Annotated in this window: 11 protein-coding genes and 1 pseudogene; 8 read left to right on the top strand and 4 right to left on the bottom strand. The window is 63.5% G+C overall.

Annotated features, from left to right (window positions below; translation table 11 throughout):
• The first annotated feature begins 74 nt into the window (after positions 1–74).
• Positions 75–1,139, top strand: a complete 1,065-nt coding sequence (locus KB874_RS18055; protein ID WP_346346568.1) for a recombinase family protein — start codon at positions 75–77, stop codon at positions 1,137–1,139.
• Between the two features lie 605 nt (positions 1,140–1,744).
• Here the strand turns inward: KB874_RS18055 and KB874_RS23220 are convergent.
• The 4 genes and pseudogenes from KB874_RS23220 to KB874_RS18035 form a co-directional block, all read right to left on the bottom strand.
• Positions 1,745–2,410: pseudogene (locus tag KB874_RS23220) on the bottom strand (Shedu immune nuclease family protein); the annotation flags it as partial.
• Positions 2,411–3,800: 1,390 nt separating this feature from the next.
• A complete protein-coding gene (locus KB874_RS18045) occupies positions 3,801–4,850 on the bottom strand; it encodes an SDR family NAD(P)-dependent oxidoreductase (protein WP_212537956.1) in 1,050 nt (349 codons plus the stop codon).
• A gap of 19 nt (positions 4,851–4,869) precedes the next feature.
• Positions 4,870–6,606: an alginate export family protein gene (locus KB874_RS18040; protein WP_212537955.1), complete on the bottom strand. Its 1,737-nt coding sequence runs from the start codon at positions 6,604–6,606 to the stop codon at positions 4,870–4,872.
• Positions 6,607–6,889: 283 nt separating this feature from the next.
• Entirely contained in the window at positions 6,890–7,348 is a 459-nt protein-coding gene (locus tag KB874_RS18035) for a helix-turn-helix domain-containing protein (protein WP_212537954.1), read from the bottom strand.
• 391 nt (positions 7,349–7,739) lie between these two features.
• Between KB874_RS18035 and KB874_RS18030 the strand changes: the two genes are divergently transcribed.
• The 7 genes from KB874_RS18030 (at position 7,740) to KB874_RS18000 (ending at position 15,740) form a co-directional block, all read left to right on the top strand.
• A complete protein-coding gene (locus KB874_RS18030; RefSeq protein ID WP_212537953.1) occupies positions 7,740–9,047 on the top strand; it encodes an RNA polymerase factor sigma-54 in 1,308 nt (435 codons plus the stop codon).
• A gap of 174 nt (positions 9,048–9,221) precedes the next feature.
• Entirely contained in the window at positions 9,222–10,760 is a 1,539-nt protein-coding gene (locus KB874_RS18025; RefSeq protein ID WP_212537952.1) for an ABC transporter substrate-binding protein, read from the top strand.
• A 31-nt stretch (positions 10,761–10,791) separates the two neighbouring features.
• Positions 10,792–11,799, top strand: a complete 1,008-nt coding sequence (locus tag KB874_RS18020; protein ID WP_212537951.1) for an ABC transporter permease — start codon at positions 10,792–10,794, stop codon at positions 11,797–11,799.
• On the top strand, positions 11,796–12,695 hold the full coding sequence (locus tag KB874_RS18015; protein WP_212537950.1) for an ABC transporter permease: 900 nt from the start codon (positions 11,796–11,798) through the stop codon (positions 12,693–12,695). Before KB874_RS18020 ends, KB874_RS18015 begins: the two co-directional genes overlap by 4 nt.
• Positions 12,692–13,681 carry an ABC transporter ATP-binding protein gene (locus KB874_RS18010; protein WP_212537949.1) on the top strand — a complete coding sequence of 330 codons (990 nt, stop codon included), beginning with the start codon at positions 12,692–12,694 and terminating at the stop codon, positions 13,679–13,681. The genes KB874_RS18015 and KB874_RS18010 overlap by 4 nt, the downstream gene beginning before the upstream one ends.
• Positions 13,678–14,682 carry an ABC transporter ATP-binding protein gene (locus tag KB874_RS18005; RefSeq protein ID WP_212537948.1) on the top strand — a complete coding sequence of 335 codons (1,005 nt, stop codon included), beginning with the start codon at positions 13,678–13,680 and terminating at the stop codon, positions 14,680–14,682. The genes KB874_RS18010 and KB874_RS18005 overlap by 4 nt, the downstream gene beginning before the upstream one ends.
• Positions 14,679–15,740 (top strand): C45 family autoproteolytic acyltransferase/hydrolase, encoded by a 1,062-nt coding sequence (locus KB874_RS18000; protein ID WP_212537947.1) that lies wholly within the window; start codon positions 14,679–14,681, stop codon positions 15,738–15,740. Before KB874_RS18005 ends, KB874_RS18000 begins: the two co-directional genes overlap by 4 nt.
• Positions 15,741–15,752 lie beyond the last annotated feature (12 nt).

Here is a 15,752-nt window from a genome sequence, read left to right as displayed (position 1 = left end):
GCTTCCTGCTCCCGTAGGATGCCGATGATCTGTTCCTCAGTGAACTTCAATCTCTTCATGGTCCGGTCCTCTTCGTGGGCCAGACTCTAGCATCAGATGGAGGAGTTATCGGGGGTCAGAGCAATTTCTCCAAGCTGGTCGAGATCTTCGACAAGCACGGCGTCACCTTCGTGTCCGTCACGCAGAGCTTCAACACCACCACGTCCATGGGGCGGCTAACGCTGAACATCCTGCTCAGCTTTGCCCAGTTTGAGCGCGAGGTCATCGGCGAGCGGATCCGCGATAAGGTTGCCGCGTCGCGCAAGAAGGGCATCTGGATGGGTGGACCGGTGCCGCTGGGCTACAACGTGAAGGACCGCAAGCTGATCGTGGACCTGGACGAGGCCGAGAGGGTGCGGACGATCTTCACTCTCTATGCCCGGTCGAGCTCCACGGCGGAGGTGATCCGCGAGTTGGACGCGCGCGCTATCCTGACCAAGACCGGCAGACCCTATGACAAGACCTCGCTCCTCAAGACCCTGCACAACAAGGTCTATCGCGGCCTCGCCGTGCACAAGGGCACGGCCTACCCGGGCGAGCATGACGCGATCATAGACGAGACGCTGTGGGACGACGTCCATGATGTAATCGCGAACAATCGCGTCAAGCGGGTTGCCGTTGCCAAGGAACCCTCACCGGCGTTGTTGCGCGGGCTGATCTTCACCGAAACCGGCGTCGCGATGACCCCGCACCACACCAAGAAAGGCACGCGGCGCTATCGCTACTATGTGTCGATGGACGCGATCAAGAAACGGCCTAAGGCCGAGATCCGAGGCCCGCAGCGGCTGCCCGGTGGCATGGTCGAGGATGCCGTTGTCGGCGAAATCCGCCGTCTGCTGCGCACGCCGGAGGTCGCCGCGCGGGTGTCGCGGACCCTGCGCAAGGATCGGCCCGACCTTGGCGAGGCGGCGATCAGCGCATCGCTCACCCAGTTCGACGAGATGTGGAAGGCGTTGATCCCGGCCGAGCAGGCCCGCGTGGTCAGGCTTTTGGTGGCGCGGGTCACCGCCAGCGACGCCGGGCTGGCGGTCGATCTCCGACATGAGGGCTTGGGCGCGATTGCCGCTCTGATGGCCCCGGCCAAGCCGCAGGTGGCGTGATGGCAGAGCCAGAAACCCTCCGCGTCCACATCCCGCTCACCTTGCGCAATCGCGGCGGCCGCCCCCGCATCCTGCCGCCCAAGGAAATCGAGGTCGCCATGGAACGCGGCCAGGATTCCCGCCTGCTGCGCGCCATCGGCCGTGCGTGGGACTGGCGGCGCAGGTTGGAGCGCGGCGACGTCACCACCATCGCCGATCTCGCCAGAGAGGAAGGAATCTCCGACCGCTATGTCAGCCGCGTAATCCGGCTTGCATGGCTTGCGCCGTCGGTGCTGGAACGTCTGGTCCAGCGGCGCGAGCCCACGGTGCTGTCGATCTTCGACCTCTGTGGCGTCGCGGAACTGCCGTGTGTCGAGCAACCGGAGCGCGTGTTTGACTGACGCCGAGTTCAATTCTGGAGAGGATCTATGAATACACTGCTTCAAGCATTTGTTCACCAAAACCAAGCGGAGCTCGATACAAGTGTCAGATGCTAAAAAAGAGAACATTTCTTGGAATTCGATCTCGACAAACAGCAGGAAATCAAACGATCTAGAGCGCGGTCCTAGTCCCCGGATCACCCCGAGAGCGGCGATCGTATTATTGAGGCGGCGCAGAAGGTCGTCGTATGTGATGATGTCCATCATATTCGCGTACTTGCGCTTGATCACTTCGAAGTCGAGCAACTGACTGCCAGTCATATTGGCACCACCGATTTGATCGCGCCCGACAATGATAATCGCTTTCGGGTTAGAAATGCGGATCTTCATATCAGTAGGTAGTTCGGATGCATACTTTGTGGTGAGCGTCGTTTCGCCTCTGATACCCCATTTCGACAGATGGAAAAGATACTTCTCAGCCTGCATGATACTGCCGCTCAGTTCGGATGTCGGGATACTGTTGCCACGGTATTGGCTCTTGCGGAGTATCTTGTCTTCGAATGGTTTTTTGACCTCAATAATGTCGAGGTTGCCGTTGGAATCGATTAAGGCGATGTCGATGTACCGATTAGTATTACGACCGGGGTCAGTGTAGTAATCGTGGATCGTCACGTTCTCGAGAACCTTGATGTACTTGGGGAATAGCAGAAGGAGGAAGGACAGCATGAGCTTCTGCCAATCGCCCTCCGACCAGTTCGTTTTTGTCGCTAGGGCATCTTGGATAAGATCACGGATCAAGACATATTTCTCGATCTCTAGCTTCTTCAAAGCATCGAGATCGAGTGCTTTGGCCGTGGTGAGAGTTGCTTTCTTGTTGAGGTAACTCTCATATCGACCGCGCGCGTCCTTCATGCCGTCCAGATACTGGGAGAGAATCGTGTGTACGCGGGCATCGGCATAGCGATTCAGCTCGTAGGTATTCGGGAATTTCTTCAGTAACTCTTCGAACACATCCCACGGAATGGCGTCGGCACCATTTCCACCAATCAAGATTGGATCAGAGATCTCCAGGAGTTCTGAGAGCCGACCAAAAATCGATACGTTGCGCTCGGCAACGAAGATCGAACGCTTCAGCTTCACGTCACGAATGATCAATACGTCGTTTTTACTGTTGAGAATTCGACCTGGGATCCTCACATAATCATTTTCGAAATGACCAAGCTGAAATCGATACCTATAGACCTCAAAATCCTGGGTTGCCGACGGCGGGTTTAACAGATCCGCTGATATGAACGAGAATGCATTTGATACACGCGCTTCGTTATCTTTCTTCAGGTTCTCCCAGATCCATTGATTATTGGTTCCAAGATCCCCTGCATATTCGAGTTCGACACCCGTGTCGGTAACCAGAAAATTAATCATGTTTTTCTCATGCAAGATTCGTTGATGACGCTATCCGACCAGATACTGAGCCGCTAGGCCCATTGGTGGCACCGACAAAGCACCCAAGCCGCTGCCTTGCAGCTAAACGGCATCAACCCCGCATGGTTTTTGGAGAACGAACGCTGTTTGCTACGCAGTCCACCGTCAGCAACTGTGCCGGTTCCATCAGTGTATACGTACGAAAGAGAAACCGCTTGGCCCTCGTCGCAAACGACGGGAAGGTTCCACAAAGAGAGCGCTGACCTCAGTTCGATCCATGGCCGCATTCCTAAGGAAAACGGGCAGCGAACCTACCCCAGAAATCCGTCTGTTTACGCTGGCATCCCGAGCAACGCGCCTACTGCGTGTTCTGTCTATGTTGCCATCGACGTCGTTCGGATCGAGCTTTTGGGTTTTGGCGGGGTTCGAAGTCAGGTCATTGAAATGGCGTAAGAAAAGAGGGCCGAACCGCAAAGGGCGAGGTTCGCCCAAACTGAGACTGAGGGCCATTCTGAGCCTGAGCCCGGCCTGACGGTGCGTCTATGAGGTTCGGTGGGTTCACGCAAACCCCTTTGATAACACGGAAAAATACGTGCCGGTCAGGGCGGCGTCACTGGTTCGCAATCGGTATAATGGCGGAGGGGATGGGCCTGATGTCCAACCTTCTCCTGTCTAGGCCTTTGATTTTAAACTGAATTAAGAGCCCCCAACACGCAGCATCAGAGTGCCTGCTGTCAATTCCGCTTTTCCACGAGCAGTCACGCGCATGCCGGATCGCCTCCGAAAGGACCACGCCCGAATGCGACGGTGCGGGAAGCCTTAAGAACGTCTCGCCCCGTCCACCGGGTCCGTGCGACGAGGCGAGACGCCCCGGCAGACGTCAGTATGCCGTCCAGCCGCCGTCGGTTGCGTAGGTGGCACCCGTCATGTTGCCCGCCTCGGGCGACAGCAGGTAGCACATCATGCTCACCTGTTCTGCGACCGTGGCCGGGCGGGCTGTCTGGTTGGCGTAGGCTTGGATCGACTTGATCTTGATGCGGCCCATGCCGGGGTTGTTGGGTCCAATTGCCTTGCTTTGTGCGGCAACCAGTTCCCCGGCTCGAGCGACCATCGGTGTGTCGGTTGCTGCCATGTTGACCGAGTTCACACGGATCCCGTAGGGCGCATAGTCGATGGCCGCATTCCGCGTCAGCCCGTTGACTGCGTGCTTCGAAGCGACATAGGCCGGGTTGCCCGAAAGCCCGGTCAATCCTGCGATCGAACCCACGTTGACGATCGACCCGCCACGTCCCTGCGCGATCATCTGACGCAATTCGTGACGCATCGACAGGAAGACCCCCTTCACGTTGGTCTTGAACACGTTGTCCCAGTACGCTTCCGTGGCCTCGTGAACCGATGCGAACACAAGGTCCTTCTGCGACGGATAATCCACCGGATCCCCGGAATACACTCCGTCCATGACGCCTGCGTTGTTCAAAGCTGCGTCAACCCCACCGAACTCCTGGACCGCGACTTCGACCATGCGCGCGCAGACAGCATCGTCGCTGACGTCTCCCGGGATAAAGCGCACGTTGAACCCTGCGGCGGCAACCTCGTCCATCGCCGCCTTGCCCTGCTCATCGAGCCAATCCACACCGACGACATTTGCGCCTTCCCGCGCCAGCCGCCACACTGCCCCGAGTCCCATGCCACGAGCCGAGCCCGTGACGATCACAGTCTTGCCGGAGAACCGGCCCGGCGTGAAATAGTCGTCCGGCATAGGCGCGATGTCGCGGCGATCGGGAATGTTGGGGTCCGCCGGATCCCACGGTTGCGCATAGGGCCCCATCTCCGGCGTTTCGGCATGTGCTTCTGCCGCAACTTTCGTCGCAGCAAGACCGCCCAAGGCCGCAGCGCCACCGATTCCCTTGAACAAGTCTCTTCTGTACATTCCTGTTTTCCCTTGTTTGTCAGAATGCGTATCGGATGAAGACCATGGCGCTCAGCCAGTTCTTTGCATCCCCGCCGAGCGCCGCCTTCGTGGCGCCGCCCGGAACCGTGTAGGCGAGGTGTCCGTGAACATAGGTGTTGCGGTTTACGAACCACTTCGCAGTCACATTCGCCTCGAATCCATATTCCGTCCCGTTCAGGAAACTCAACGCGGGGTTGCCCCCGATGTTGTTCTCCTGATCCGCGTAGAAGGCCCAGAGTTGCGGAACGATCTCCACCTTCGGGCTCGGCCGAAAGCTCGCCTGGATTCGGTGCGCGACGACGTTGCTATCCTGAACGAGCTTGAAATGGTTGGCGCCCTGCACCCACTGCTGGCCGTTTCCGCCTGACAGCATCGGATCCCAGCGTTCGTAGGTCGAGGTCGTGGGTTCATCGCCACTGAATCTGGACAGCCGATAACTGAGCGTCGGCGACCACTTTGCCTGTGGCCAGCTGTAGCCGGCCTCGACCCAGCCGGCGCGCGCGTCCATGTCGAAGTTCTTGTTGCGTTGAACCGCGTACTCGGCCCCGAAGAATGGGCCTTGCTGACCGGGCGGGTTCGGGCTGTAGCTCAGCCGGGCATCGTAAACCTGAAGTCCTTCCCTGGTCCCGGCTATGCCGCCAACGGGCGAGAAGTAGCTGAAATTCGACTTCGGCGAGGTCACGTAGCTTGCCCCAAGGGTCAGGCCCTCAATGGGTTTCGTCTCGAAATTGGCTCCGAAGTAGGTTGTTTCGCTGTCGATCGCGGGCAACTCGTCCGGGTCGAGGTAGAACAGCTCGAATTTCGTGTCGTTGTATGCGACCTGTCCCAACGCCAGGAAATCCGAGGCCCATCGTGCATTGGCCTGTAGCGCAGCACGTTCCTCGCCATTGGCGGCCGTGTTGGCGATCAGGAAACCGTCGGCAAGCGTGAAGCGCTGGCGTCCGACGGACAGATTGTAGGTGAGGCGGTTTCCCCGAGCATCTGTCGACCCGCCGACGATGCCAACGTATGCATCTTCGATGCCCGTAAATGTACGCGTCTTGTCCGTGAACAATTCCTGTCCGAACGAACCCGCCGTGATCGCGCTGAGCCCTCCGTAGAGATAGGTCTGCGAATTGATGGGCGTGATGCCATACACGCCATAGTGTGCATAGGCCTCCACCCATTGATCCCAGCCCGCGCCGGAAGGCGTCCCCTGAACCAGCGGATTGCCGGCGAGCATTGCATCCGGTCGTCCGTACCACGCGTTGTTGTTGGCGTAGTAGAGGCTGAGCAGGTCGAGCTTGAAACGGACGTATGTGCCGTTCTTGTCGTAGATTGTGGGGAAATCGCCGCCGAAGGCCAGTCCGCGCCCCTCGGCGGGAACCTCGCCCAAGGTGACATCGACAACGATCTCCAGACCGTTACGGGTCCCGAACTGCACCTCGTAGTCCGTCGAGGCAACGTCCTTGATCCTTCGGACCTGAGAAAGTTGGAACGCAAACTGTTCTTCCGAAAAACGGTCGCCCGGGAACAGACCCAGAAGGGTCCGGACCTGTTCCTGGACGCGGGAATTCAGGGCGCTGTCGGGGCTGGGATTCAATATCCGGATCGAGACACGTTCGACCAACTGGTTCGTGTAGGGATCGACGCCGGCAAAGCCCTGCGCCGCTGCCGGTCCCGGAAATACCACGATGCTCAGAGGTGCATTCAAACCTGTCAACGCCACAGTAAGCGCGATCCACCACGTCCGCATGCTGGTCTCCCGGAATCATATCACCCTCACGGCATCATGAAGGCAACGAGCGAACAAGGGCATCGATACCCGATCTGGGTAGTCCCGGTTTGACTGGCAAACGTCGGCTGCAAGTTTGCCCTGTCGGCTGCCGGAAGGTTCACCGAACCGCCGCATTGTGCCGATCGGAACGACCGGAAGCCATCGATCCCAGCTTGTCTTGTTGAGGCCTTTATCTCACCGAAGGCCAGCGCTTGCATGGTGGGCTGCGATCGCCGCGGTCGCGTTGCAAATAACCCGAAGCCTATTCGGGCCGATTTCGGTGCGCTTCGGAAGCGGCACCGATGACGACATTCAGGTAGGTAATTGTCGCCTCCGTCGCGGGCCGCAGATCTTTCGCCGCAGCGGTTGTCGGAATCCAGTTTCCGTCGCCATCGCGCGCGATCCACCCTTTTTCCTCGAGCTTCTGGATGCGGCGGCGAACGCTCTCGCGAGGAATCCCGGTGAAATGGGCAATGGACAGGGCATTCGTCGGGATATTTCGCGTTTCCTGATGTTCGCCATGCAACAATGACGCCCGCCAATCTTCACCTTGGACTTTGGCCGCAATGCATGCAAGGATGAGCAACAGTTCAAGATCGCCGTCAAAGTGCCCGCGAAGTTCCGTCAGAAGCGTCGCGAAGCCGGCAACGTGAGCGGGATGGATCACGTCGAGGCGTTCTTCGATCCAGGCACGTGTAATTGAGCGAGGCAGCATGCGCACGGACCTTCCGGATTGCCGGCAGACTTGTCAGTACCTGCTTACTCGAACGCGGCGTCTTCGCCAAGTGAAGGAAGTTGGCAAGGCCTTAGCTAGACAAAAAACACCGCGTTGGATTTTTGATTGTCCGATTGCTTGACGGTACAAAAAAAGTGGAGAGCGCACCCCTAGAGGGGGACGCTTATTTTCGTCTACCCGGCCCATGGCGGTGGGAGCGCACGCGCGAGGTGCGGGGTTGCCTGATGGATCAAACACGACCATTCTGTGAACAACAGAGGCGACGCTCCTCCGGTACTTGGGCGTGCGAGGCCTGTGGCGCCCCTTCAGGGAGCCGCAGCCCGGAACTCGGGCATAGGCCATTCCCGTGCGGGAACGAGCCGCGGAGACGAAATTCATGGTTGGGATCGATCTGGGGCTGAAGCAGCGGGGCGTGCTGGCGATGACGCCGGTGCTGCGGCAGGCCATCGGGTTTCTGGCCCTGTCGAACACCGATCTGTCGGCCCGGCTCGCCGACCTCCAGACGCAGAACGAGAGCCTCGTCGCGGTACCCGCCGCCGAAGCTGGCGCCTGGCTGGACCTGATGCGGCAGGTGGCGCCGCCCACAAATCGCGCAGCCCGTCTACCTCCGGACCGGCCGTATGGGGCGGCGGTGTATGATACCGACCGGATCGCCGCGGGCGATCCGGGGCTGATCGCCCACGTCACCGCACAACTGCCGCTGCTGGTGCGGAACAAGGCGGACTGGCCGCTGGCCGAAGTCTTTCTGCGTGCGCTCGAACCCTCGGGCTGGCTGGGCGCGGACTTGTCCGAGATTGCCACCGAGGCGAGGGTTCCTGTGGCGCGGGCCGAAGCCGTACTGGTGCAGTTGCAGGCTGCGGAGCCGACAGGCCTCTTCGCCCGCTCGCTGGCCGAGTGCCTGCGGCTGCAGGCGGCGGAAGAAGACCTGCTGACGCCGGCGTTCGGGCGGATGTTGGATCACTTGCCGTTGCTCGCCGCCGGCGACATCGAGGCTCTGGCCGAGGCTTGCGGCTGCGCGGGCGAGGAGGTCCGCACGATGGCCCGAGCGCTACGGCAGATGAATCCGAAACCCGGTGCCGCCTTTTCGCAGACGCCGGTGTCGGAGCGACCGCCGGACCTGATCCTGCGACGGGACGGCGAGGGCTGGCTGGTCGAACTGAACGGGCAGACTGCCCCAGCGCTGACCCTGGCGCAGGGCGCTGCCCGGCCCGAGACGCTGCGCGAGGCGAGGTCGCTGGTGCAGGCGCTCGAACGGCGTCACGCGACGGTGCTGGCGATCGCGTCCGAGATCATCCGCCGGCAAGACGCCTATCTGCGCGGGCAGGGCCCGCTGGCGGCGCTGACGATCAACGATCTCGCCGCCGCCTCGGGGTTGCACCGCAGCACCGTCAGCCGCGTTACGGCGGCGCTGCACATGCGGACGCCCCGCCGCACGCTGTGCCTGCGAGAACTGATGTGCGCGTCGGCCCCCGCGGCCCGGCAGCAAGAGGATCCGATGTCGGTGCAGGCCGTGTTGGAGCGGATGCGCGAGATCGTGGCTGCGGAAGACCCCGCGCAGCCGCTGTCGGATGCAGCCATCGCCGAGCGGCTGCTGCCCGAGGGCGCGGCGCTGGCACGGCGCACCGTGGCCAAGTATCGCGGCCTTGCGGGAATCCCGCCCCGCGCGGCGCGGCGGCGCGCGTGAGGTCTCCGCGCGGGCGCGTGAAGTTCACGCATGCTCGTCTCCAGCGGTCGCCAATGCGCGACATGACGGGCAGAGGGCGCATGGCACGCCTTGTGCATACTGAAAGGGTGTCCAAGCCAACCGGACCAAAGCACCCAAAAGAAAACGGGGCATGATCACAAGGGAGATTTCGATATGAAGGCACTACCCCGACTGTTGATGGCTACCGCACTGGTCGCCGCTCCAGCCCTCGTTCCCGTCGCCGCGAGCGCCGCGGACCTGATCGTCGGCTTCACGCTGGATGCCGACACGCTCGATCCCGCCAACCACCGCAAGCGCGAAACCGAAACAATCATCCGCAACATGTATGATGGCCTCGTGACGCGGGACGCCAACATGGTGGTCGTCCCCGAGATCGCCGAGTCGATCACCCAGGTCTCGCCAACCGAATACGATTTCAAGATCCGCTCCGGCATCAAGTTTCACGACGGCAGCACGATGACGGCCGAAGACGTCAAATTCACGCTCGACCGGATCACCGTCGACGGCGCGATGGGTGGCCAGACCAGCCCCCGCAAGGGCCTGATGGGGCCGGTCGCCTCGGTCGACGTCACTGCGCCGGACACGGTGCGCATCACGCTCTCGGAACCCTGGCCGATCCTGCCCGCGATGCTGCCGAACCAGCAGATCGTGTTCAAGGCCTTCGTCGAGAAGGTCGGCGACGAGGGGCTCGCGACCCAGGTCAACGGCACCGGACCCTTCAAACTGGCGGAATGGCGCAAGGGAGACGCCGTCATCCTCGAACGGTTCGACGACTACTACGGCGGTGCGACCGACATTCCTCCGGTCGGGCCGGCTTGCGTGGACCGCGTGATCTTCAAGATCATCCCGGAGAGCGCCAGCCGAGTCGCAGCGCTGCTTGCCGGCGAGGTCCACATCATCAATGAACTGCCCGCCTTCTCGATCAAGCAGGTCGAGGCGAACGACGGCACGCAGGTGATGACCGTGAACGGAACCCGCAGCTTCTTCATCGCGATGAACATGGAAGGCGAATACTTCGACGACGTGAAGGTGCGCCAGGCCGCCGCAATGGCGATCGACAAGCAGCTGATCATCGACAAGATCCTGGGCGGCAACGCCGCGCCGATCGACGGGATCCTGTCGCCCGACGCCTTCGGCTCCAGCGAACTGCCCAAGGTGGGCTACGACCCCGAGCAGGCCAAGGCGTTGCTGGCCGAGGCAGGATTTCCCGATGGCATCGACGTGACGATGGACACCGAGGGCGCGTTCAAGGACACCGCCGAGGCCATCGCCTCGATGCTGACCAACGCCGGCATCCGCACCACCGTGACCGTGGGCGAAGGCGCTCAGCTGTCCGACAAGTGGCGCACCAAGGGCGCGCCCAAGAGCGGCGACATGTTCTTCACCAGCTGGGGCAACGGCTCGCTCGATCCGTTCGACATCTTCACGCCGACGCACCGCACCAACGACCGGGGCAACTCGGCCGGGTATGCCAACGCCGCGCTCGACGCGCTGCTGGATGCCGCCGCGGTCGAGCTCGACGTGGACAAGCGCCGCGGCATGTACCGGGAAGCCGAGATGATGATCAACGCCGACCAGCCCTACGTCTACCTCTGGGTCCCCAAGGACATCTACGGCGTGTCCAAGCGCGTCACCGGCTGGCAGCCAAGCGCCGACAGCCGCATCAACCTGCACGACGCCTGCCTGAACTGACCAGGCCGGACCGGAACCGGGAGGAACGGGTATGAGCCTCGGAAAGCTGCTGGAGCGCCTTATCCAGCTTATCCCCGTACTGCTTGGGGTCAGCCTCATCGTCTTCGTGATGCTGGCGCTGACCCCGGGCGACCCGGTGCAGATCATGGTCGGCGAACAGGCGATCACGCCGGAGCAAGAGGCCGAACTGCGCCGCGACCTCGGCCTCGACCGGCCGATGGTGGAACGGTTCTTCCTGTTCATTGCCAACGCGGTGCAGTTCGACTTCGGCCAGAGCTTCTACCACGGCCGCCCGGTGGCGGACGTGATAGCCGAGCGGCTGCCGGCCACCATCGAGCTGTCTCTGGTGGCGCTGATCGTGGCGCTGGCCACCGCCATTCCGCTGGGCGTGCTGGCGGCGATCCGAAAGAATTCCATCTTCGACCGGCTGGCGACGGTCGGCTCGCTGCTGGGCGTGTCCCTGCCGGGGTTCTGGTTCGGGATCCTGCTGATCATGCTATTTGCCGTACACCTGCAAATCCTGCCGGTCTCGGGCCGCATCGGCTATGCTAGCGAGGTGCCGACGGTCACCGGCTTCCTGCTGATCGACACACTGCTGGCCGGTGACTTCGCCGCTTTCGGCGAGGCGCTGCGCTACCTGATCCTGCCGGCGATCACCCTCGGCCTGCCGATGACCGCCATCCTGATGCGGGTGACCCGCGCCTCGATGCTCGAGGTCATGCGGCAGGACTACATCACCTTCGCCGAGGCCAAGGGCCTGTCGCACCGCCGCGTGATCTTCCGCCACGCGCTGAAGAACGCGCTGATCCCGACCGTCTCGGTCGCCGCGATCGAGACCGGCAGCCTGCTGGGCGGCAACATGATCGTCGAGACGGTCTTCGGTTGGCCCGGTCTCGGGCGGCTGGTGGTCGAAAGCATCTTCCTGCGGAACTACCCGCTGGTCCAGGCGGCGGTGCTGCTCTACGCGATCACCTACGTCCTGCTGAACTTCGTCGCCGACATCCTCTATACCGTGCTCAACCCGAGGGTGAAGCTGTGACCGACGCGGCACTTGCGCCCACGTCCGCGCCCGCCGCGGACTCGCTCTTCCGTAGGAACCTGCGCGAGTTCCGGCGCAACCGGCTCGCCGTGGCCTCCGCGCTGGTCGTGCTGCTTTTCGTCGTGATGGCTGTCGCGGCGCCGCTGATCGCGCCGCAGGACCCCAACGCCACCGACCTTTTCCGCCGCCTGCAACCGCCGGCCTGGATCGAGGGCGGCGACTGGGCCTTTCCGCTGGGTTGCGACGGTCTGGGGCGCGATATCCTGTCCCGCATCATCTACGGCGCGCGGATCTCGATCTTCATCGGTATCGCGGTCATCCTGCTTGCCACCGGCGTGGGCATCCTCGCCGGGCTCGCCGCAGGCTATTTCCGCGGCTGGGTCGATGTTGTGATCGGGCGGATCGTCGATATCCTGCTGGGCTTTCCCTACCTGATCTTCGCCATCGGCCTGATGGCCATGATGGGGCCGGGCCTGGTGAACATCGTGCTGGCGCTGGCCTACAAGGAATGGGTCATTCCCTGCCGCGTTGTGCGTGGCGAGACGCTGGCCGTGCGCGAACTGGAATACGTCGAGGCAGCACGGGCGCTGGGCGCCGGTCCCCGCCACATCATGTGGCGCGAGATTCTGCCCAACATCCTGTCGCCGGTCATCGTGGTTTCGACCATCCGCATGGCCAACGTCATCATCCTCGAGGCCTCGCTGTCCTTCCTCGGGTTGGGCGTACAGCCGCCCACCGCCAGCTGGGGCAGCATGGTGTCGGACGGCCGCGCCTTTATCCTCGAATCCTGGTGGGTCTCGACGTTCCCGGGCCTCGCCATCCTGCTGCTGGTGCTTGCGATCAACGTCGCCAGCCAGGGCCTGCGCGACGCCTTCGACCCGAGGTTCAGCGAATGACCGTGCTTCTCGAGGTCAGCAACCTGCACACCGAGTTCCACGCCCGCGCCGGGCTGGTCCGGGCGGTGGACGGGGTCAGCCTGAAGGTCTCGCGCGGCGAATGCCTGGGTGTCGTCGGCGAAAGCGGCTCGGGCAAGTCGGTGACCTTTTCCAGCGTCATGGGCCTGGTCCGGTCGCCGGGGCAGGTCACGCAAGGCGCGATCTTCTTCGACGGGCGGAACCTGCGCGATCTGTCGCGCGAGGAGATGAGGGCCATCCGCGGCCGCGACATCGCGATGACGATGCAGGACGCGCTGACCGCGCTGAACCCCGCGCTGACCGTGGGCGAACAGCTGGCCGAAGTGCTGGAGGCGCATGACGAGACGCTGCCGACTGGCCGCACGGCCCGCCGCACCGCGATCCGCGACCGCTCGGTCGAGATGCTGGGCCTTGTCGGCATCCCTTCGCCCGAGGCGCGGCTGCGGCAATATCCGCACGAGTTCTCGGGGGGGATGCGTCAGCGCATCATGATCGCCATCGCGCTGGCCTGCCGGCCCAAGCTGCTGATCGCCGACGAACCTACCACAGCGCTCGACGTGACGATCCAGGCGCAGGTGCTGGAGCTGATCTCGGACATCCGCGCGCGGCTGGGCATGGCGGTAGTCCTCATTACGCACGACCTTGGCGTGGTGGCCGAGCATTGCGATCGTGTCATGGTGATGTATGCCGGGCAGGTGGTCGAGGAAGGGCCGACCGACCAGGTGATCGGCGCGCCGTGTCACCCCTACACCCGCGGCTTGCTGGCCTCGATCCCGCGGCCCGCGCTGCGCGGCCAGCCGCTGACCCCGATCATGGGGCAGGTGCCGGACCTCGTGGGCCTGCCGCCGCAGTGCCGGTTCCATTCACGCTGCCCGCTGGCGCAACCCCAATGCCTGGTCGAGGTGCCGATGCGCGATGCCGGGCCGGGCCGCCGCTCCCGCTGCCTGCGGCTGGAGGAGATGGCATGACCCTGCTTCAGGTCGACGGTCTTTCCAAGCATTACGAGGCGCGCCGCTCGCTGGCGCAGCGCCTTGTCGGCACCCCTCGCAGCGTCGTGCGGGCGGTGAACGATGTCTCCCTCACCGTCGCCAAGGGCGAGGTGCTGGGCCTGATCGGCGAATCCGGCTGCGGCAAGTCCACGCTCGGCCGGGCGATCCTGCGCCTGCATGAGCCGACCTCGGGGCGCGTGACCTTCGACGGCACGGATGTGACCGCGCTGGCCGCACCGGACCTGAAGGCGATGCGGCGGCGGATGCAGATCATCTTTCAGGATCCATATGCCAGCCTGAACCCGCGCCGCACCGTGGCCGAGATCGTGGGGCTGCCCTTGGCGCTGCACGGGATCGCCAGCGGCGAGGAGGCGCGCGCGATCACCGCCCGTGTTCTAGAACGCGTGGGCCTGAGGGCCAGCCAGCTCGACCGCTATCCGCACCAGTTCTCGGGCGGCCAGCGGCAGCGCATCGGCATCGCCCGGGCGCTGGTGTCGAACCCGGATTTCATCGTCTGCGACGAGCCGGTCTCGGCGCTGGACGTGTCGATCCAGGCGCAGATCATCGCGCTGCTGCTGGAGTTGAAACGCGAGTTCGGCCTGACCTACCTGTTCATCAGCCACGACATCTCGGTGATCGGCTACCTCGCTGACCGGGTCGCGGTGATGTATCTCGGCGAGATCGTCGAGACCGGCCCGGTCGCCGAGGTGCTAGACAACCCGCGCCATCCCTACACGCAAAGCCTGCTGTCGGCGGTGCCCGAGGTCGGCCCCCGGCGCGATAAGGCGCGGGTGCGGCTGCAGGGCGATCTGCCGTCGCCGCTGAAGCCGCCGAAGGGATGCAAGTTCCACACCCGTTGCCCGCTGGCCATTCCCGCCTGCGCGGAACGGCCGCCGGAAAGCCGGGGCGTCGGGCCGGGCCATGTCGCAGCCTGTCACCGTCTGGACGGGAACCTCAGCCTGCTGGAACCTGTGCGATGATCGAGGTCACCGCGCGCGGCACCGCATACGAACGCGGACTTGCCCAGCAGGGCGCGGTCCCGGTCGAGACGCTGCGCGCGGCGACCGTGGCCCGGGTGGAACAGGCCCGCGCGGAAGGGCTGATCGACGCAGCGGCCCAGGACTACCTCGCGGCGCAGCGCGCCTTTCACGAGGCGCATGATCCCGAGAGCCTCGCCGAGCTGCGCGGCATCGCCGATGCCTTCGCCTTGCCAGAACCGGACCTTTTCGCGCATCTGCACCTGGGCACGCTGCGCGACATGAAGGGCGGCGCCACACTGATAGACGGGTGCAGCGCAGTGGCCGTCAACGACGGTCCCGAGGGGCCGCTGGTGTTCAAGAACCGCGACTATTCCGGCCGTCACCTGGGCATCCAGTGCGTGCTGCGCCACGAGGGACCGGACATTGCGACCGGGCAGATCCTGAGCCTTGGCAGCCTCGGCAGTCTTGCGGCCTGGTCCTCGGGGATCAACGCGGCGGGGCTGGCCGTGGCCGACACGCAAGTGGCGGTCAACCGGCACCGCGTCGGCTGGCTGCGCTACTTCCTGCTGCCGCGCCTGCTTGCCCGCGCCGCGACGGTGGCCGAGGCCCTGGCAATGATCCGAAGCCTGCCGCATGCGGGTGGCGGCACGCTGGTGATGGCGGATCGGGGCGGGGCGACAGCCTCGGTCGAACTTTCGGCCCATAGCCCGGCGATTGCCGAGGGTGGTCTGCAATGGCGCACCAACCATTACACCGCGACGGAGACCCGCGACGAAACGCTGGGCGCCGCTGGCGACCGGATCGCCGGAAACTCGCAGGCCCGGTTCGACCACTTGGCGCGGGTCCTGCTCGGCCGGGACTGGACAGCTGCTGCTGCCCGAGACCTGATGGCCACGCATCCCGGCCCGGATGCCGCCCCGATCTGCCAGCATGGCGAGGGTGGTGACGGCGCCGAGACAATTTCCTCGGCCATTTATTCGTGTAGGGTCGGGGGAATGGAGATCAGCGAAGGCACGCCCTGCCTCGGACGCTGGCAGGTCATGACGCCCTGCCGCTGAGCGGCGCGGGCG

This window comes from Thetidibacter halocola (assembly GCF_018224955.1).
Taxonomy (GTDB): Bacteria; Pseudomonadota; Alphaproteobacteria; order Rhodobacterales; family Rhodobacteraceae; genus Thetidibacter; species Thetidibacter halocola.
The sequence above is the reverse complement of the archived record's forward strand: the minus strand, read 5'-3'. Positions and strand labels throughout refer to the sequence as shown.